Raw genomic sequence first — 17,893 nt, 5'->3', positions numbered from 1 at the left:
TGATTTAGTTTAAAATATAACGTTGTACTACTTCTGCAACACCATCATTATTGTTTGACGCTACAATCACATCAGCAAAATCACGCAATTCCGGCGTCACATTGTCTACCCAAACACCCAAACCAGCATATTCGATCATGGTCAGGTCATTTCCGGCATTTCCTACAGCGATAATTTCACTTTGCTCAATATTCAGCTTCTCTGCCAAAATCCTCAAACTTGCCGCTTTATCGATTCCCGTTTGGGCCGCTTCTAAGAAAAAAGGTTTGGACATTGCCACACTCAAATTAGGCATTGTCGCTTTTAAGTCTTTCTCTACTTCTTTTAAATACGAAGGCTGTTCCAACAAAATACACTTCACTGCCGGTTTATAAATAGCATCTTTAAAACTTGATACTATGCGATGTGGCAATCCGGTAATTTCTTTTTCGATCTCAATAAATTCAGAATTGGTTTCACTGATAATTTCACCATCCAGATACGTAATGATATGTGTTTTCATCTTTACGCTGTAGTCGTATAATTCGTGAATCTGCTTTTGTGTCAGCGTTTGCTCAAACAAAACAACATCATCTTTAACTGTACTGATAATAGCACCATTAAACGAAATTAGATACGAATTATTCAAGTCCAACTCCAATTCTTTAGCATAAGCAGTCATCGCAGATGTTGGCCGACCGGAAGCCAAAACCACATAAACTCCTTTGGCCTGCGCTTCAAGAAGTACTTTTTTGTTTAAATCTGAAATTTTATGATCGTCTGTCAACAAGGTATCGTCCATGTCGAGCACCAGCATTTTATATTGCATTTTTGTTAGTTTACAGTTTGCAGTCGCAGTACTTGTTTATCAGACGCTGAGACTGTGTCTAATTAAATATTCATTCTAAAATCTTCAATAACGGGGTTTGCTTTTGCAAAATCAGTTTCCTGAATGAAAATCTCAACAGCCAAATCAGAACCGCCAAAACCTCCCAATCTTGCTGATTGGATATTGTCTTTTTTTACCGTATCTACTCCGGCTTCTTCTAATCTTTCTTTTAAAGCAATTGCTAATACTTCACTTCCTGAAAACACCTTCATTAATCCCATAACATTCTGTTTTTTATTATTATTTATTCTCTATTGTAAATTCATTGTGCGTAATTGTTATTAAACACATAGAAACATAGGTTTTGAAAATGAAAAAAAAGGCATAATGCCTCCATAAAATCTATCGCTTCGTTTTCTTATTCCTCCTCAGTCTGATCTTCTTCGTCGTCGAATTCTTCTTCATCTTCTTCCTCCATATCAAAAATATAAGGCTCCAATAAAAATTTGTCAGCCAAAATTTCGATACGCTCGGTTAATTCTTCTGCAAAAATAATTCTTTGCGTTTTGGCAATACTGTTAGAAATACGCATGATTTTGGTTTCATGGCGCAATTTTAAAATCGCATCTGCATCATCTAAAATAAACATTCTCAAACGGTTTACATTGTAACCGGCTGTTGTAAACATATCGTTTAATTTGTTTGGCGTTCCGATCAAAACATCAATTCCGGTTGAAATATAGTTTTTATCATAATCCATATCGCCTTTGTCGTGAACACCATAAACTTCAAGACCGGTATACTTTCCGTATTTTTCAAAAAGCTCCACCATTTCCAAAACTTTTGTTTTGTCTTCTACAATGATCAAAGCTCTTGGAGATTCTTCAACCGAACCGGCCAATTGCTGAATCACATTTATGACAATTGTAGTCGATTTTCCGCTTTTTTCGGGAGAAAGTATGATACAATCAGCACCACTTTTAATAGTCGAAAAGGTTTCCTGTTGCAATGCATTTGCTTCCGTTAAACCATTTTCGATTAAAGCGTCCTGCAATTGCTCTTTTATTTTTTTTAGTTTCATTTTTTTATGCTGTAAGCTTTAGGCTATATGCCATAAGCAAATTGTTTTATTTTTATGCTGTAGGTTGTAAAATGTTGACTGTAAAATGTGAGATATAAAACTTACTTATTCTTTTTAGCTACTGCCTAAAGTCTAAAGTGTCCTTTTTTATTTACTTGCGAACATTTTTACATCTGTTTCCGAAATTTCGTTCCCTCCTAAGATAATCAATCTTTCGACCACATTTCTAAGTTCACGAATATTCCCCGTCCAATCGTATTCTTGTAATAATTTGATTGCCGGTGCTGAAAATACTTTGATTGCGTTTCCTTGCTCAGAAGCAATTTTCTCCGTAAAATGGGTAATCAAAGCCGGAATATCGTCACGTCTTTCGTTTAAAGGCGGTACTTTAATCAGAATAACAGCCAACCTGTGGTATAAATCTTCACGGAAACGACCTTCGGCAATTTCTGTTTTTAAGTCTTTATTGGTTGCCGCCACGACGCGAACATCAACTTTTATGTCTTTTTCGGCACCGACTCTCGTGATCATACTTTCCTGCAGCGCTCGTAATACTTTTGCTTGTGCCGAAAGACTCATGTCACCAATCTCATCTAAGAAAATAGTTCCTTTGTCTGCCGCTTCAAACTTTCCGGCACGATCTTTCACCGCCGATGTAAAAGCACCTTTTACGTGTCCGAACAGTTCACTCTCGATCAACTCGCTTGGAATTGCAGCACAATTCACCTCAATCAAAGGAAAATTAGAACGTTCACTTTTCTCATGCAACTGATGTGCTACTAACTCTTTTCCGGTTCCGTTTGGACCTGTGATTAAAACTCTGGCTTCCGTTTGTGCTACTTTATCAATCATCACTTTAATATGAGAGATCGCTTCACTTTCACCAACCATTTCGTAATTTTTACTGACTTTTTTCTTCAGTATTTTATTCTCAACTACCAGCTGTTTTTTATCTAAAGCATTACGAACCGTATTTAACAAACGATTTAAATCGGGTGGTTTCGAAATATAATCAAAAGCGCCTAATCGCATGGTATGAATTGCCGTTTCCATGTCACCATGGCCTGAAATCATTACCATCGGAATTTCCGGTTTTATTTTTTTAGCGGCTTCCAGAACCTCAACTCCATCCATTTTTGGCATTTTGATATCACACAAAACCAAATCGTAGTCGTTGTTTTTTATTTTTTCGAGACCTACAGCACCGTCCTCAGCTTCTTCAACCTGATACGTATCATTTTCTTCTGATAAAATTTTCACCAAAACTCTTCTGATTGCTGCTTCGTCTTCTATAATTAATATTTTACTCATTCTCTAAGATTCTTAAGGTTTTGAGCTGCTGAGTTTTCTTTTAAGTTTAAAAACTTAATATCTCAGAACTTTAGCAGCTATAAAATTAATATTTAAGCCATTTGTACAATTCCTTCCAGGTTGGTTTCTTTCCATACATTAAAATCCCAACACGGTAAATTTTTGCTGCGAACCAAACTACAAGGAAGAAGGTTGCAAACAATAATGATACCGAAATTGCAATTTGCCACCAAGGCACACCAAACGGAATTCGCATCAGCATTACAATTGGCGATGTTAACGGAATCATCGAAAATACGACCGCTATAGTTCCATTCGGATCATTGACAACCGTAAAAAATCCGATATAGACACTTAGAATTAACGGCATAATAATAGGTAAAAGAAACTGTTGTGAATCGGTCTGATTGTCAACAGCAGCTCCAATTGCTGCATAAAACGAACTGTATAAAAAGTAACCTCCGATAAAATAAATCACAAAACCAATTACAATACTGGCAATAGGCAAGTTCCATAATTCGGCAATGTACATTTGTGCCGTTCCAGACATTTCCTGTTGCGCTGATTGCATTAATTCGGGAGAGATTCTGGCTTCCGGGCTCACATTGACTCCAAAAAAAGCAGAAGCCACAAACATTAACCCGAGACCAATAACCACCCAAATCAAGAACTGCAACAATCCGGCAAGCGAGGTTCCAACAATTTTACCAATCATCAGCTGAAAAGGTTTTACCGATGAGATGATGATTTCTATAATACGATTGGTTTTTTCTTCAATCACACTGCGCATTACCATATTTCCATAAATGATAATAAACATCATAATCAAATAACCGAATCCGCCACCAATTACGATTTTCATCCAATTTAGCCCTTTGAATCTCTTTTCGCCTTTGGTATTTTTTAAAACCACATCTACTTTAGATTGTGCTTTTTTGATTTCCAAAGTATCTATTTTCGCTTTTTCCAGGTTAAAGGCGGTAAGCTTTTTCTCTACTAAATTTTGTACATCTTTGATAAAAGGTCCCGGTAAACTTTCGCCGGATATCAATTCTACTTTGCTTTCCAGCTCCTTTAAATTACCGGTTTTAGGAATTACAATCAGTCCACTAAAGTTTTCATTGGTGATACTGTCTTTTAAGTCCTTGACATTTATCTCCGACAAATTTAGATAATTGTATTCTGCCTCTTTTTTATTCTCTTTCAGAAAATCGTCGACAAATAAACCTGTTTCGTCATGAATTGCGATACGTTTTGTATCGGCTTTCATTGATGCCAAATAACCAATAAATACAGTAATGGCAACAAACAACAGCGGACTCAAAAATGTCATGACAACAAAAGATTTATTGCGGACTTTTGCTATAAATTCTCTTTTTATAATTAATGATATAATACTCATCTTACGCAATTTTCAAATTTAAAAATTCCAAAACCCAACTTTGGAATTTGGAATTTATGTTTTGGTTTTTAATTTTTGTTTTCCGTTACGGTTTTGATAAAAATATCATTGATACTAGGGATTTTTTCGACAAAATGCGTCACTTGTCCGCGTTGTGTCAAAAGATGCAATAGTTCGTTTGGAGTTGCATTCCCGATTTGAATCTCTAACTTCAAATCATCATTTAATGATTTAAACTGAGCCGGAGCCACTGTGAATTTCTGTGTGATATCGTACATCAATCCTTCTACATTCCCCGTTAATATCCCTACTTCAAAACTATTCGTTCTAAACTGACGTTTTACATCATTAACTTTTCCTTCTATTAATTTATTTGATTTATGAATCAAAGCAATATGATCGCAAAGTTCCTCAACACTTTCCATACGGTGTGTAGAGAAAATAATCGTCGCGCCTTGTTCTTTTAAGGCTAAAATTTCATCCTTAATAACGTTGGCGTTTACAGGATCAAAGCCTGAGAACGGTTCGTCAAAAATCAGTAATTTAGGTTTATGCAAGACACAAACTACAAACTGTATTTTCTGCGCCATTCCTTTAGAAAGTTCCTGAATTTTCTTGTTCCACCAACCCTGAATTCCCAGACGATCAAACCAGTATTCCAGTTGCTGTTTGGCTTCTGCTTTAGAGAGCCCTTTCATTTGTGCGAGATACAAACATTGTTCTCCTACTTTCATTGAAGTATACAAACCTCTTTCTTCGGGCAAATAACCAATAGTCTGCACATGTTTGGGCTGCAATTTTTCGCCGTCTAAAATAATCTCGCCACTATCGGGCAAAGTAATTTGGTTTATAATACGAATAAGGGATGTTTTTCCGGCTCCATTAGGACCTAATAGTCCATAAATACTACCTTTTGGTACATTTAATGAAACTTCGTTAAGCGCTACATAATCACCGTATTGTTTTACGACTTTATGTACTTCGAGTAAGTTGCTCATGCTGTTTTTAGAATTTTCTGCGTCAGTTTGATCATTGTGATACAAGATTGTAAAAGTAAATAATTCGAAGCGAATCTGCGTACTAATACGCAAAAAACCCATCCTAATGTTTTTCTCAGGATGGGTTTTGTCTTTATTTTGATCATTTAAAAAAGTCTAATCTATGAGAACATATCTTTTACTTTCTCAAAAAATGATTTTTCTGATTTTTCAGGGCTTGGAATAAAATGATCGTCGTTTAATGCATTTTCAAAAAACTGTTTTTGTTCTTTATTCAACGTTTTTGGTGTCCATACATTTACATGAACTAACAAGTCTCCGTTTCCGTAACCATTTATACTTGGAATTCCTTTTCCTTTTAATCTTAAGATTTTTCCGGACTGGATTCCTTCTTCTAATTTGATACGTACTTTTCCGTTGATTGCTTCAATATCTTTAGAAATTCCTAAAACGGCTTCCGGGAAACTGATGTACAAATCATAGTGAACATTTTCTCCTTCACGTTTCAAAAACTCATGTTCTAACTCTTCGATCGCTACAATCAAATCACCTGGAATACTGTTTCCGGGAGCATCATTTCCTTTTCCGGAAACTTTAAGCTGCATACCGTCAACAACACCGGCCGGAATTTTGATCGATACAGTTTCGTCTTCCAAAACCATTCCTTGTGAATCTGCTTCAGAAGGTTTTTTATCTAAAATTTGTCCTGAACCACCACAAGCCGGGCAGGTAGATGCAGATTGCATTCTTCCTAAAATGGTGTTTGTCACACGCATAACCTGACCTTGACCATTACAGGTTGTACATGTTTTATAGGTAGCCCCTTTGGCCTGAACTTTACGTTTTACTTTTACTTTTTTCTCTACTCCATTGGCAATCTCTTCTAAAGTCAGTTTCACTTTAATTCGAAGATTACTTCCTTTAGCACGACGAGGGCCTCCGCCTCCACCGCCACCAAATCCGCCAAATCCGCCACCAAAAATGTCACCAAACTGGCTGAAAATGTCGTCCATATTCATCCCGCCGTGGCCACCACCAAATCCTCCGGAACCATCAAATGCCTGATGTCCGTATTGATCGTATTTAGCTTTTTTGTTCGGATCACTCAAAACTTCATAAGCTTCTGCTGCCAATTTGAAGTTTTCTTCTGCCTCTTTGTCGCCCGGGTTTTTATCCGGGTGGTATTTTAGTGCACTTTTTCGGTACGCTTTTTTTATTTCGGCAGCATCAGCATTTTTTGAAATGCCAAGTATTTCGTAAAAATCTTTTTTCATAATCTAAGTTAAATTGCTTCGCCAGTTCATTAGCGCTTATGACCAAATCCTAAATCCCAAAATCCAATGTTTCAATAATTGGTTTTCAGAATTTCATTTGCATTTTAGTTACCGATAACTACTTTAGGGAAACGAATAATTTTGTCTCCTAATTTGTATCCTTTTTCTATAACATCAACAATTTTACCCTTCAATTTATCAGAAGGTGCAGGAATTTGAGTAATTGCTTCAGCAAAATCAGCATCGAAAGCATCACCTGCTTTAAGCTCAACCTGCTCTAAACCTTTAGCAACCAAAGTGCTTTTTAGTTTTTCGTGAATTAATTCCACCCCTTTTGTCAGAGTTTCATCTTCAGATTTGTTTATCTCTACAATTGCTCTGTCAAAATCATCCAAAACTGGTAGCATAGCTAACAAAACATCCTGGTTTGCTGTTTTAAATAAATCGATACGCTCTTTTGAAGTTCTTTTTTTGTAATTTTCGAATTCGGCAAATAATCTCAGAAACTTATCTTTTTCTTTTGCCAAATCTTGAGCTAATTGCTCTTCAACACTTAATTCTTCAACAATTAACTGCTCTCCGTTGGCATTGTTCTCTAACGTTACTTCATCTAATTCCTGATCGAATTCTGTATTTTCCGTAGTCATATTACTTTTATTTTTAAAAATATTTTTAAACTTCATTTTTTATTCTTTCTGTTGGACTGCAAAAGTACTGCCAAATCTTCTAAAATGTCAAATTGTCACTTTGACAAAAATAAAATTTATTCAAAAAAAACAATTAGGCTTCAAAATGCAATCTAAAAAACCAAAGTACATGTAGGCGAATATAGAAAAAACCAACTATCATTAAATTAAATCTCAAAGAACTTATCCCTCCTAATTAATCGTTAATAAATTAAAACCTTACAGATATAAAGAAAAAAATCATTGCAATTGCAGATACTGTATCTTATTCAAGCATATTCTAATCTACCCCTAATTAAGAACTTTATATCGCAACTAAAAAAAATGATTAAACTTTATAAAACAATCCACAACCAACTCAATTATTGGGAAATTTGGCAAATTGACGAAAAAACGGCCCTTACTTATTGGGGAACTATTGGAAAAATAGGACAATACGAAGAAGTTAAAAGCAGCATTTTTGCCAATTTCTCACGAACCATTAAAAACAAAATCAAAACAAAAAGAAAAGAAGGATACAAAGAGTTTGATGAAAACAAATTTTCAGTCTTACTGATTGAATATAAAAATCATCCTTGCAAAACAGAAAACGACTTAGAAAAACAATACAAACTTGAAGAATGGATCAACCATTTATTAGAATTAAGAAGTCTTGGGTATTGTAACATTATTGGTAACAAGCCGGACACTATAAAAATTGAATGTACCGTTACCGATCACAATATCGCAAAAAACGTAATTAATGAAGAACTTCAAAATACCGAATTCGCAGACTACACACAAATTTTAAAAAAAAGCAAAAATCTGTCATAACCAAAATACCTTTAAAAGATCAAACACAACTAACTACAGGCTAAATAGTTCATTGTTATTTAAAAATCAATTCTAAAAAACTACCTGTTTTTCAACTCAAAAAATTAGTATAATTTTAAGACTATTACGTTTTAGTAAATGGTATATTTGAACTTCAAACAAAAAACAAAAATATTACCAAATTAAAATTGAATTTAAGGGTTTAGCCTCGGCTTTATAAATAATTATTAATTCAAGTTTACCTTATATTAAAAAAAAGCTTCGCCTATTTCAGACGAAGCTTTTTTTATGCCTTAAACTTAAAGGATTTTCAAAAAAAAAAAATACCACTACCAATATTTATCGGGAGTGGTAAAAATTTTAAATCAAAGCGTTTTTAAAACCTTCAATAACTATTGTCATTGCTATTTTTTTATTGCACGGGCGGAGGGATTCGAACCCCCATCAACGGTTTTGGAGACCGCTATTCTACCCTTGAACTACGCCCGTAACTTGAGGTCGCAAATTAAAAGTTTTTTTTCTTTTCCTGCAACTATTTCACGCAGTTTTATTGAGATTTAAGCGGATATACATCGTTTTTTTTATTAGTAGAATCAATTAAAATCTGCTGAAATTTGCTGAATCTGCGCGAAACAAATCTTTAAATCCTCATTATTAAATCAATGCGTTTTTCAACCCTTCAAAATCTACAGAAATCTGCTCACCACTTACCAAATTTTTAAGTGAATAAGAATTTAATGCTATTTCCTGTTCCCCTGCGATTACGGCAAAAGGAATGAATCGTTTATCAGCATATTGGAACTGTTTGCCCACTTTTACGTTATCAGGGTACAGTTCTACTTTTATATTCTCGTTTCTCAATTTCTGAATAGCCTGTGACGCGTACAATGCTTCCGTATCTCCGTAATTTATAAAAATTGCTTTGGTAGTTGCCGCAACAGTTTCAGGAAACAATTGAAGTTCTTCCAGAACCAAGTAAATTCTGTCCAGTCCAAAAGAAATTCCTACTCCACTCATATTTTTCAAACCAAAAATACCGGTTAAATCATCGTATCTTCCACCACCACCGATAGACCCCATAGCAACTGTTTTAGGAGCAGCTACTTCAAAAATAGCTCCGGTATAATAATTTAGCCCACGTGCTAAAGTCACATCAAGGTCCAGCGTTGCAGTAGAAAGACCTAAAGCAGCCACATTATCACAAATAAAACGCAACTCTTCTACTCCTTTCATCCCTTCTTCAGACGAACTTAACAAAGTAGAAAGCTGAGCGATTTTATCCGCAAAAGTTCCTGTAAAACCAAAAAGTGGTTGTACCTTAACTATTGCCTCTTCAGAAATTCCTTTTTCGATCATTTCTTTCTTTACGCCCTCTTCACCAATTTTATCGAGTTTATCTAAAGCAACGGTAAAATCAATCAATTTATCTGAAGCGCCAATTACTTCTGCAATTCCGGATAAGATCTTTCTGTTATTGATTTTAATTGTTACGCCTTCTAATTTTAAAGCTGTAAAAACGGCATCATACAACTGCACCAATTCTACTTCCTGCCACAATGATTTTGATCCCACCACATCGGCATCACATTGAAAAAATTCTCTGAAACGACCCTTTTGCGGATTATCTGCTCTCCAAACCGGTTGAATCTGATATCTTTTAAAAGGAAACTCAATTTCATTTTGGTGTTGCACCACGTATCTGGCAAACGGAACCGTCAAATCATAACGCAAGGCTTTTTCTGAAATCGTTCCTGTAAATTTATTCAATTGAATTCTCTGATTCGTGTCAATTGTTTCAGCAGAATTTATTTGTAATTCTTCTATAGATTCCGGTAATTCGATTTTATTCTTTTTATTGTAGAAAAAATTACCTGAATTCAATATTTTAAAAATCAAACGATCTCCCTCTTCTCCATATTTCCCCATTAAGGTTTCTGAGTTTTCAAATGAGGGTGTTTCAATAGGCTGAAAACCAAATTTCTCAAAATTACTTTTTATGGTTTGAATAATATATTGACGTTTTGACACCTCTGCAGGTGAAAAATCTCTCGTTCCTTTTGGTATACTTGGTTTTGATGCCATCTTAATTTATTTTAGATTTTGGATTTTAGATTTTAAGTCTCTTTTCTTTTGAAACTTAAAATTCAAAAACTCTTTTTTAGATTATTTTCTTTTGGATTCTCTGAATCCTAAAATCGTTTGCAAATATCTTATTTTTTAAAATAAATATTGTCCGTTCGAAAACAAACTTGTAACAAAAAACGTATTTTCGTGACAAATTGGTCATGATGCTAAAATTATTCAGAGAAAATATTCGAATTGCGTTTGGTTCTATCAAAACACAATTGCTACGTACTATTCTTACCGTATTAATTATTGCTATTGGAATTACTGCTTTGGTTGGAATTCTTACCGTTGTTACAGCACTAGAAAACACCATTTCTACCAATTTTGCATCAATGGGGGCAAATACGTTCAACATTAACCAATACGAAAACAATCTTAAAAACAGTGGTGGTAACGAGCGTGAAATTATAAATCCGATTATCTCCTATCCGGAAGCCGTTGCTTTTAAAAACAAATACAAATATCCTTTTACCGAAACTTCGCTTTCGTTTACAGCAACTTCAAAAGCCGAAGTTAAATATTTAGATCAAAAAACAGATCCCGAAATTACAATCCTTGGTGTCGATGAACACTTTATAACCAATTCCGGTTTAGAGATTAGCTCCGGTCGTAGTTTTAATTCGTTTGATATTGACAACAATACGTATTCTTGTGTTGTGGGATCCGATTTTGAGAAAGGTCTTTTAAAAGATGTCAATCCAATTGATAAAATAATTTCGATACGAGGTGCCAGATTTAAAGTTATCGGAGTTTTGAAAGAAAAAGGATCAACATTTGGAAACAGTCAGGATTTACGGGTTTTAATTCCGATTCAGGTAGCTCGTTCCTTATTTACAGCTCCCAACATCAACTATACGATCAGTGCCATGGTCTCAAAAAAGGAGTTTTTAGATGAGGCCGTTGATAATGCCACCAGCGTCATGCGAAGAGTTCGAAAATTAAGCCCTGTACGTGATTCTAATTTTGGTATTGGTCGAAGCGACGATTTAATCAACCGAATTTTAAGCATTACTATATATTTACGCTGGGCTTCCGTTGTCATAAGCGTCATAACCATTTTAGGCTCTTCCATTGCCTTAATGAACATCATGATTGTTTCTGTTACCGAACGTACCCGTGAAATTGGTGTTCGAAAAGCCTTAGGCGCAAAAAGATCAACAATTGCCGTTCAGTTTTTTATCGAAACTTTATTAATTGGACAAATTGGCGGTTTAGTAGGGATTGTATGGGGAATACTTTTAGGATATGGTATTGCCTCTGCCATGGATTTTGTTTTTGTTGTTCCATGGGTAGCGATTATGGCTGCTTTTATCACCAGTTTTCTTGTTGCTCTGGCCTCGGGCTTATACCCTGCAATAAAAGCATCTCAGTTAGATCCTATCGAAGCTTTGCGATATGAGTAATTTCTAGTTACAGTTTTCAGTCACAGTCACAGTTTACTGAAAATCGAGCCTAAAGAAGTCATTTTCAGAATATAATAAAGTCAATCATAATCGAGGTTTCGGACTCTTTCTTCTGAATTTACCGACTAAAGAAAACCTCTCAGCATTCTGTCATTGTCGTAAATATCTTTGCGTAACTCAATATTTTTAAATTCCATTTCTTCAAGTAAATCAATCATTTCCTTACCCAGGTATTGATTAATTTCAAAATACAGCTGTCCATTTTTAAACAGATTATCCTGAGCCAGAGAAGCAATTTTTTTATAAAAGATCAAAGCATCGTGATCTTCCACAAAAAGTGCTAAATGCGGTTCATAGTCCAATACATTTTTTTTAATCTCCTCTTTTTCCAGATTGCGAACATAAGGCGGATTTGAAACAATGATATCAAAATCGTGTGGTAGTTCCTCTAACTCCAATACATTATTAAGCATAAAAATGACTTCAACTTTGTTATTTATGGCATTTCGTTTTGCTGTCTCCAATGCTTTTTTCGAAACGTCGATAGCATAAACTTTTGCGTTCGGAAGATTTTTGGCCAATGAGATAGCAATACAGCCACTTCCTGTACCGATATCTAAAATCTTCAACGTCTTAATTTTATCAATTTTAGCATTTTCGTTTACAATCCATTCTACCAATTCTTCGGTCTCCGGTCTTGGAATCAGTACATTTTCATTAACTTCGAAATCCAACCCATAAAAATTGGTTTTCCCCAAAAGATACTGAATAGGAACTTCTTTCTTTAACTCCTCCAAAATAATATCCCAAAATGCAAAATCAGATTGATTAAAAACCAATTCATGATTTAAAGCCAAATCAATTTGTCTTAGTTTATGTTTGTTTTCTAAAATTAAATAGAAAAAACTTTCTGCTTCATAGGCATCATAAAAAGACGACAGCTCTTTTATAAATTGAGTACGGTATTGTTTGATTTTCATTTTGGGTGTTTGAGCATTAATTTTCGATTAAAACCAGTAGCATTCTGTGATAATAAGTAATGAAAAATAAAATATGTTACAATTCGTTTTACAAATCTTTTAGCATCCATACAGGGCAAGAACAGTGCCCGGTATTTCCCATTGGTGCATCGAGATACTCAAAACCCGTTTTTTTGTATAACTTTTGAGCAGCATGCATAAAAGGCATCGTTTCGATATAACATTTTTCAAAACCAAAATCCCTCGCTTGCTGCAAACAGATGTCCATCATTGCACTGCCAATTCCCAACCCTCTTGTTTCAGGTAAAAAATACATTTTTTGCAATTCGCAAATTTTCGAATCTGCATTTTCCAAAGGTGCAATTCCGGCACAACCCAAAACTTTTCCCTGAATTTCGACTACAAAATAAGCTGATTTCGGTTTTTTATATTCTTCAAACATTAAATCCAGATAAGGATCTTCGTAAGCAGTTCCGACTTTTGGAATCTCCATTTCATCAAAAACCGAACGTATTAATTTCGCAACTTCCTGATTGTCTTTCTTTTCAATTTTTCTGATATTCCAATTTTCCATTTTTGTCTATGCTGCTTATACCTACAAAAGTAAAAATAGTTTTCCGATAGTTTTCTTAACGAAATCGTAAACTGAAAAATAACTACTTTTGTAGTGTGAACATACAGGAAAAATACATCAAGCGTTGCATCGAATTGGCCAGGAATGGCCTGGGAACTACTTACCCCAACCCAATGGTAGGAAGCGTAATTGTTTACGAAGACCGAATTATTGGCGAAGGCTGGCACAGAAAAGCAGGAGAGCCACATGCGGAAGTAAATGCGATTCGATCAGTAAAAGACAAATCGTTATTACAAAAAGCTACCATATATGTCAGCTTAGAACCCTGCAGTCATTTTGGAAAAACGCCGCCCTGTTGTGATTTAATAATTGAGAATAAAATTCCAAACGTAGTAGTCGGCACTGTAGATCCCAATGAAAAAGTCGCCGGAAGAGGAATCAAAAAAATAATCGAATCTGGTGCAAATGTTGTTGTAGGTGTTTTAGAAGCAGAATGCAACGAACTCAACAAACGTTTTTTTACCTTTCATCAAAAACAAAGACCTTATATTATTCTGAAATGGGCCGAAACTCAGGATGGTTTTCTGGCACCTGAAAAAGAAAGCAACCAAAGCAGAAAACCGATTTGGATAACCAATGGGTATTCGAGGCAACTGGTTCACAAATGGCGAAGTGAAGAGCAAGCAATTCTTGTGGGAACGCAAACCGTTGTAGACGATAATCCAAAATTAAACGTTCGGGACTGGAGTGGGCATAATCCCGTGAGAGTTGTTTTGGACCGACATAACCGAATCGAAAAAGACAGTTTTATTTTTGACGACAGTGTTAAAACAATCGTATTAACAGGTTCAAAAATTGCCGTCCAAAAAGAAAACACTACCTTTGAGGTAATTGATTTTAATCAAAATATAGTACCACAGCTTTTAGCAATTTTGTTTCAAAACCAGATTCAATCTATTATAATTGAAGGTGGATTACAAACTTTACAAACTTTTATTGATCAGGATATTTGGGATGAGGCTTGTATTTTCATAGGAAAAACCACTTTCGGAAAAGGAACAAAAGCACCGGCAATAGCCCGAAATAAGGCATCCAAAACACACCTCATAACTGATGAATTAATACACATTAGAAATCATGATTGATACTATAATTTTTGACTTCGGAGACATTTTTATCAATTTAGATAAACAAGCTACCATTTCTAAATTGCAGCAATTAGGCATGACAGAATGGAGTTCAGAACTAGATCGTTTAAACTTGTTGTTTGAAACCGGTGATATTTCGCCGGATGAATTTATTGGAGGTTTCCAAAAAGAACTTCCAAATACCACAAAAGAAGAAATTCTCGAGGCCTGGAATGCTATTTTGGCAGATTTCCCTTTATACCGTTTAGAATTTCTGCAAATGCTCACCAATAAGTACCGATTGTTTTTATTGAGCAATACCGATTCTATTCATATTGAAACTTTCGAAAACAAAAGTGGCATTTCCTTTTACAGCGATTTTTATCAATGTTTTGAAAAAGTTTATTTTTCATTTGAAATTGGAATGCGAAAACCAAATGCAGATGTTTTTCAATACCTGATCAACAAACACGAGCTATCTCCAAAACGCACCTTATTTATAGACGATAAAAAAGAGAACACAGACGGCGCTGCTGCTTTAGGTTTCAATGTCTGGAATTTACAGGTTGGACAGGAAGATGTTGTTGATTTATTCGAGAAAAACATACTTTAAGCTTTTTACTTTTGGACTACAACGACACTTACCAAACCATTGCTTTCGAATCAGAAGAGGTTTTATTAAAAGAAAAAGGCAGTAAATTCTTTGGCTACGCTTTCCCCATCGAAAACGAAGAAGAAGTAAAACCTATTATCGAGACTTTAAAAAAACAACATCCGCATGCTGTTCATTTTTGCTATGCCTACCAATTAGGCAGCGGAGCAAAAATTACCTATCGCGCCAATGACGATGGAGAACCCAGCAATACAGCAGGCGCACCCATATACGGACAAATACAATCTTTTGGTGTAACAAATGTACTAATAGTCGTAGTTCGAATTTTCGGTGGTGTTAAACTAGGTGTTGGCGGATTGATTTCTGCTTATAGAACAACTGCCCAAATGGCACTTGAAGTTTGTGAAATAATCGAAAAAACGATCGATGTGCATTTTTTAATTTCTTTTGATTACAAGAATATGAATAAAGTGATGCGGGTTATCAAAGAAAAAAAACTCGATATTGTCTCTCAGGAAATGGAAATGAATGAAGATTCAGGACTGCCAATTGGCAAAATTGAGACCAAAACACGAAAAAAAAATGCCGAAATAATATTCGACATTTTTGATTTAATGTTTGAAATCGATATTAAAACTTTATAAATTCCAATAAAAACACCTCACAATTTAACAATTATACAAGGGTTTCAAACAACTCTAAAATATATTTTGGAGGGGCTGTTGGGCGACCTGTTTTTAGCGAAATAAATACCAAAATAAACACTGCCGTTGTTAATAACTCATTTGCTTCGTTATAGATTTCGCAATCGAATTCGATCTTCACAGACGATTGACTTTTAAACGTTGTATGGATGGTTAGAAGCTCATCATAGCGAGCAGATTTTTTATAATTTATCTGCATCGAAACAATTGGCAATCCAATACCGCTTTCTTCCATGCTTTTATACGAAATCCCTTTATCTCTAAGCCATTCCACGCGTCCTATCTCAAAATAGGGAACATAATTTCCATGATAAACAACCCCCATTTGGTCGGTTTCAGAGTAACGAACTCGTACTTGAGTTTGATGATTTTTCATTATTTATAGATTAAAAAAATTTAGTTTATAAAAGTCCCCTTACAACATTTTTTTATAAAATTAGAGTTCAAATTATTTTTTTTTAAAGAAATTTGTTCACATATTTGTTATCCCGAAATACGGAATAAAATTGCTCCTTTTTTATTAGGAGAATCTTTATCAATAATATACAAAATTTACTCGAATATATGACTAAAACTGCTCAATCGGTATGGGAAAACTGTTTGTCTTTTATAAAAGACAATATTCAAGACCAGGCGTACAAAACTTGGTTTGAGCCAATCAAATCAGTTGAACTAACCGATAACGCATTATACATTCAAGTTCCAAGTAAATTTTTCTACGAATGGCTCGAAGAACATTACGTTAAATTATTGAAAGTTGCGCTTACCAAAGAACTAGGGAAAAACGCAAAGTTACTGTATAAAATTAAAATGGAAAACACTTATGGTAATAAACAGCCGTTTACCGAACAGCTGCCAAGTGCCAACAGAGTGCCAATGAAACCGCAAGAGGTTGATGCTCCGTTTAAAAACTTAAATCCTGAACTTAAAAATCCTTTCGTAATTCCCGGAATCAGAAATTTAAAAATTGAGTCGCAGTTAAATGCCAACTACAGTTTTGACAATTTCCTTGAAGGGGATTCTAATCGTTTGGCTCGTTCTGCAGGTATGGCTGTTGCCAATAAGCCTGGAGGAACTTCTTTTAACCCTCTGTTAATTTTTGGAGGTGTTGGTTTGGGTAAAACACACTTAGCACATGCTATAGGTGTAGAAGTAAAAGACAAATATCCTGAAAAAACGGTTTTATATATTTCTGCCGAAATTTTCACACAACAATATATTGATTCGGTAAAGAAGAACAATCGTAATGATTTCATTCACTTTTACCAATTGATCGACGTTTTAATTATTGACGACGTTCAGTTTTTATCCGGAAAATCAGGAACTCAGGACGTATTCTTCCATATTTTCAATTATTTACATCAAAACGGAAAACAGGTAATTCTAACTTCTGACAAGGCTCCTGTTGATATGCAGGATATTGAGCAGCGTTTATTGTCCCGTTTTAAATGGGGATTATCTGCTGAATTACATCAGCCGGATTACGAAACCCGTATTTCGATCTTAAAAAATATCTTATACCGTGACGGTGTTGAAATGCCGGAAGACATTATTGAATATGTTGCCCGCAATATCAAATCTAACGTTAGAGAATTAGAAGGTGCTATTATTTCCTTAATCGCTCAATCTTCTTTTAACAAAAAAGAAGTAACCATTGAGTTGGCTAAAAGTGTAGTAGAGAAATTTGTTAAAAACGTAAAAAGAGAAATTTCTATCGATTATATCCAGAAAATTGTCTCTGATTATTTCCAATTAGACATTGAAACACTTCAATCTAAAACCAGAAAGAGGCACGTTGTACAAGCAAGACAATTGGCCATGTTTTTTGCAAAGAAATTCACCAAAGCTTCTTTAGCAAATATTGGTTCACAAATTGGAGACCGCGATCACGCTACTGTATTGCACGCCTGTAAAACAGTTGACAATTTAGTTTCTACAGACAAACAATTCAAGAAATTTGTAGAAGACATCAACAAAAAACTAACGCTATAA

At 34.9% G+C, this 17,893-nt stretch carries 18 protein-coding genes and 1 tRNA gene; 6 read left to right on the top strand and 13 right to left on the bottom strand.

Going from position 1 to position 17,893, the window contains the following annotated elements; translation table 11 throughout:
• Positions 1–4: 4 nt before the first annotated feature.
• The 8 genes from G3A47_RS19405 to G3A47_RS19370 form a co-directional block, all read right to left on the bottom strand.
• Positions 5–808: a Cof-type HAD-IIB family hydrolase gene (locus tag G3A47_RS19405; RefSeq protein ID WP_166925411.1), complete on the bottom strand. Its 804-nt coding sequence runs from the start codon at positions 806–808 to the stop codon at positions 5–7.
• 62 nt (positions 809–870) lie between these two features.
• The gene (locus tag G3A47_RS19400) at positions 871–1,089 is read right to left on the bottom strand and encodes a putative signal transducing protein (RefSeq protein WP_166925409.1); all 219 of its coding nucleotides are present in this window, start codon (positions 1,087–1,089) and stop codon (positions 871–873) included.
• Positions 1,090–1,226: 137 nt separating this feature from the next.
• The gene (locus G3A47_RS19395; RefSeq protein ID WP_166925407.1) at positions 1,227–1,889 is read right to left on the bottom strand and encodes a DEAD/DEAH box helicase; all 663 of its coding nucleotides are present in this window, start codon (positions 1,887–1,889) and stop codon (positions 1,227–1,229) included.
• 147 nt (positions 1,890–2,036) lie between these two features.
• Complete coding sequence (locus G3A47_RS19390) at positions 2,037–3,200, bottom strand: sigma-54-dependent transcriptional regulator (RefSeq protein ID WP_166925405.1); 1,164 nt, start codon at positions 3,198–3,200, stop codon at positions 2,037–2,039.
• 85 nt (positions 3,201–3,285) lie between these two features.
• Complete coding sequence (locus G3A47_RS19385; protein ID WP_166925403.1) at positions 3,286–4,602, bottom strand: ABC transporter permease; 1,317 nt, start codon at positions 4,600–4,602, stop codon at positions 3,286–3,288.
• A 68-nt stretch (positions 4,603–4,670) separates the two neighbouring features.
• On the bottom strand, positions 4,671–5,600 hold the full coding sequence (locus G3A47_RS19380; RefSeq protein WP_166925401.1) for an ABC transporter ATP-binding protein: 930 nt from the start codon (positions 5,598–5,600) through the stop codon (positions 4,671–4,673).
• Between the two features lie 161 nt (positions 5,601–5,761).
• The gene (gene dnaJ, locus G3A47_RS19375) at positions 5,762–6,874 is read right to left on the bottom strand and encodes a molecular chaperone DnaJ (RefSeq protein ID WP_166925399.1); all 1,113 of its coding nucleotides are present in this window, start codon (positions 6,872–6,874) and stop codon (positions 5,762–5,764) included.
• Positions 6,875–6,978: 104 nt separating this feature from the next.
• Entirely contained in the window at positions 6,979–7,557 is a 579-nt protein-coding gene (locus tag G3A47_RS19370; RefSeq protein WP_166925397.1) for a nucleotide exchange factor GrpE, read from the bottom strand.
• Between the two features lie 327 nt (positions 7,558–7,884).
• Between G3A47_RS19370 and G3A47_RS19365 the strand changes: the two genes are divergently transcribed.
• Entirely contained in the window at positions 7,885–8,373 is a 489-nt protein-coding gene (locus G3A47_RS19365) for a hypothetical protein (protein ID WP_166925395.1), read from the top strand.
• 418 nt (positions 8,374–8,791) lie between these two features.
• On the opposite strand, the gene G3A47_RS19360 is transcribed toward G3A47_RS19365, so the two are convergent.
• Both G3A47_RS19360 and hisS read right to left on the bottom strand, forming a co-directional pair.
• Positions 8,792–8,862: transfer RNA gene (locus tag G3A47_RS19360), tRNA-Trp, on the bottom strand.
• A 165-nt stretch (positions 8,863–9,027) separates the two neighbouring features.
• Positions 9,028–10,455, bottom strand: coding sequence for a histidine--tRNA ligase (hisS, locus tag G3A47_RS19355; protein ID WP_166925394.1), 1,428 nt, complete (start codon positions 10,453–10,455; stop codon positions 9,028–9,030).
• Between the two features lie 203 nt (positions 10,456–10,658).
• Between hisS and G3A47_RS19350 the strand changes: the two genes are divergently transcribed.
• Positions 10,659–11,903 (top strand): ABC transporter permease, encoded by a 1,245-nt coding sequence (locus G3A47_RS19350; RefSeq protein WP_166925392.1) that lies wholly within the window; start codon positions 10,659–10,661, stop codon positions 11,901–11,903.
• A 125-nt stretch (positions 11,904–12,028) separates the two neighbouring features.
• Here the strand turns inward: G3A47_RS19350 and prmC are convergent, their stop codons facing one another.
• Both prmC and G3A47_RS19340 read right to left on the bottom strand, forming a co-directional pair.
• Positions 12,029–12,883, bottom strand: coding sequence for a peptide chain release factor N(5)-glutamine methyltransferase (gene prmC / locus G3A47_RS19345; RefSeq protein ID WP_166925390.1), 855 nt, complete (start codon positions 12,881–12,883; stop codon positions 12,029–12,031).
• Positions 12,884–12,971: 88 nt separating this feature from the next.
• Positions 12,972–13,457 (bottom strand): GNAT family N-acetyltransferase, encoded by a 486-nt coding sequence (locus G3A47_RS19340; protein ID WP_166925388.1) that lies wholly within the window; start codon positions 13,455–13,457, stop codon positions 12,972–12,974.
• A gap of 95 nt (positions 13,458–13,552) precedes the next feature.
• Between G3A47_RS19340 and ribD the strand changes: the two genes are divergently transcribed.
• Genes ribD through G3A47_RS19325 form a run of 3 tightly spaced genes read left to right on the top strand, consistent with a single transcriptional unit; the run spans position 13,553 to position 15,841 of the window.
• Complete coding sequence (ribD, locus tag G3A47_RS19335) at positions 13,553–14,602, top strand: bifunctional diaminohydroxyphosphoribosylaminopyrimidine deaminase/5-amino-6-(5-phosphoribosylamino)uracil reductase RibD (RefSeq protein ID WP_166925386.1); 1,050 nt, start codon at positions 13,553–13,555, stop codon at positions 14,600–14,602.
• Positions 14,595–15,197: an HAD family hydrolase gene (locus G3A47_RS19330; protein WP_166925384.1), complete on the top strand. Its 603-nt coding sequence runs from the start codon at positions 14,595–14,597 to the stop codon at positions 15,195–15,197. The genes ribD and G3A47_RS19330 overlap by 8 nt, the downstream gene beginning before the upstream one ends.
• Positions 15,198–15,208: 11 nt before the next feature.
• Complete coding sequence (locus G3A47_RS19325; RefSeq protein ID WP_166925382.1) at positions 15,209–15,841, top strand: IMPACT family protein; 633 nt, start codon at positions 15,209–15,211, stop codon at positions 15,839–15,841.
• 31 nt (positions 15,842–15,872) lie between these two features.
• Here G3A47_RS19325 and G3A47_RS19320 read toward each other — a convergent pair whose 3' ends face one another.
• The gene (locus tag G3A47_RS19320) at positions 15,873–16,277 is read right to left on the bottom strand and encodes an acyl-CoA thioesterase (RefSeq protein ID WP_166925380.1); all 405 of its coding nucleotides are present in this window, start codon (positions 16,275–16,277) and stop codon (positions 15,873–15,875) included.
• A 188-nt stretch (positions 16,278–16,465) separates the two neighbouring features.
• Here G3A47_RS19320 and dnaA point away from each other — a divergent pair, with 188 nt between their 5' ends.
• On the top strand, positions 16,466–17,893 hold the full coding sequence (dnaA, locus tag G3A47_RS19315) for a chromosomal replication initiator protein DnaA (protein WP_041517015.1): 1,428 nt from the start codon (positions 16,466–16,468) through the stop codon (positions 17,891–17,893).

Origin of the sequence: Flavobacterium poyangense, assembly GCF_011751075.1 — a bacterium.
In the GTDB taxonomy this organism is placed as follows: domain Bacteria; phylum Bacteroidota; class Bacteroidia; order Flavobacteriales; family Flavobacteriaceae; genus Flavobacterium; species Flavobacterium poyangense.
Note: the sequence above shows the minus strand (reverse complement) of the source record. Positions and strands in the feature narration are given on the sequence as shown.

Excerpts from the sequence above, each read along its gene's own strand:
- G3A47_RS19350 (WP_166925392.1), top strand. The coding sequence starts at position 10,659 with ATGATGCTAAAATTATTCAGAGAAAATATTCGAATTGCGTTTGGTTCT.
- G3A47_RS19405 (WP_166925411.1), bottom strand. The coding sequence starts at position 808 with ATGCAATATAAAATGCTGGTGCTCGACATGGACGATACCTTGTTGACA.
- G3A47_RS19340 (WP_166925388.1), bottom strand. The coding sequence starts at position 13,457 with ATGGAAAATTGGAATATCAGAAAAATTGAAAAGAAAGACAATCAGGAA.
- G3A47_RS19320 (WP_166925380.1), bottom strand. The coding sequence starts at position 16,277 with ATGAAAAATCATCAAACTCAAGTACGAGTTCGTTACTCTGAAACCGAC.
- G3A47_RS19380 (WP_166925401.1), bottom strand. The coding sequence starts at position 5,600 with ATGAGCAACTTACTCGAAGTACATAAAGTCGTAAAACAATACGGTGAT.
- G3A47_RS19385 (WP_166925403.1), bottom strand. The coding sequence starts at position 4,602 with ATGAGTATTATATCATTAATTATAAAAAGAGAATTTATAGCAAAAGTC.
- G3A47_RS19400 (WP_166925409.1), bottom strand. The coding sequence starts at position 1,089 with ATGGGATTAATGAAGGTGTTTTCAGGAAGTGAAGTATTAGCAATTGCT.
- prmC (WP_166925390.1), bottom strand. The coding sequence starts at position 12,883 with ATGAAAATCAAACAATACCGTACTCAATTTATAAAAGAGCTGTCGTCT.
- G3A47_RS19370 (WP_166925397.1), bottom strand. The coding sequence starts at position 7,557 with ATGAAGTTTAAAAATATTTTTAAAAATAAAAGTAATATGACTACGGAA.
- hisS (WP_166925394.1), bottom strand. The coding sequence starts at position 10,455 with ATGGCATCAAAACCAAGTATACCAAAAGGAACGAGAGATTTTTCACCT.
- dnaA (WP_041517015.1), top strand. The coding sequence starts at position 16,466 with ATGACTAAAACTGCTCAATCGGTATGGGAAAACTGTTTGTCTTTTATA.
- dnaJ (WP_166925399.1), bottom strand. The coding sequence starts at position 6,874 with ATGAAAAAAGATTTTTACGAAATACTTGGCATTTCAAAAAATGCTGAT.
- G3A47_RS19390 (WP_166925405.1), bottom strand. The coding sequence starts at position 3,200 with ATGAGTAAAATATTAATTATAGAAGACGAAGCAGCAATCAGAAGAGTT.
- G3A47_RS19330 (WP_166925384.1), top strand. The coding sequence starts at position 14,595 with ATGATTGATACTATAATTTTTGACTTCGGAGACATTTTTATCAATTTA.
- G3A47_RS19395 (WP_166925407.1), bottom strand. The coding sequence starts at position 1,889 with ATGAAACTAAAAAAAATAAAAGAGCAATTGCAGGACGCTTTAATCGAA.
- G3A47_RS19365 (WP_166925395.1), top strand. The coding sequence starts at position 7,885 with ATGATTAAACTTTATAAAACAATCCACAACCAACTCAATTATTGGGAA.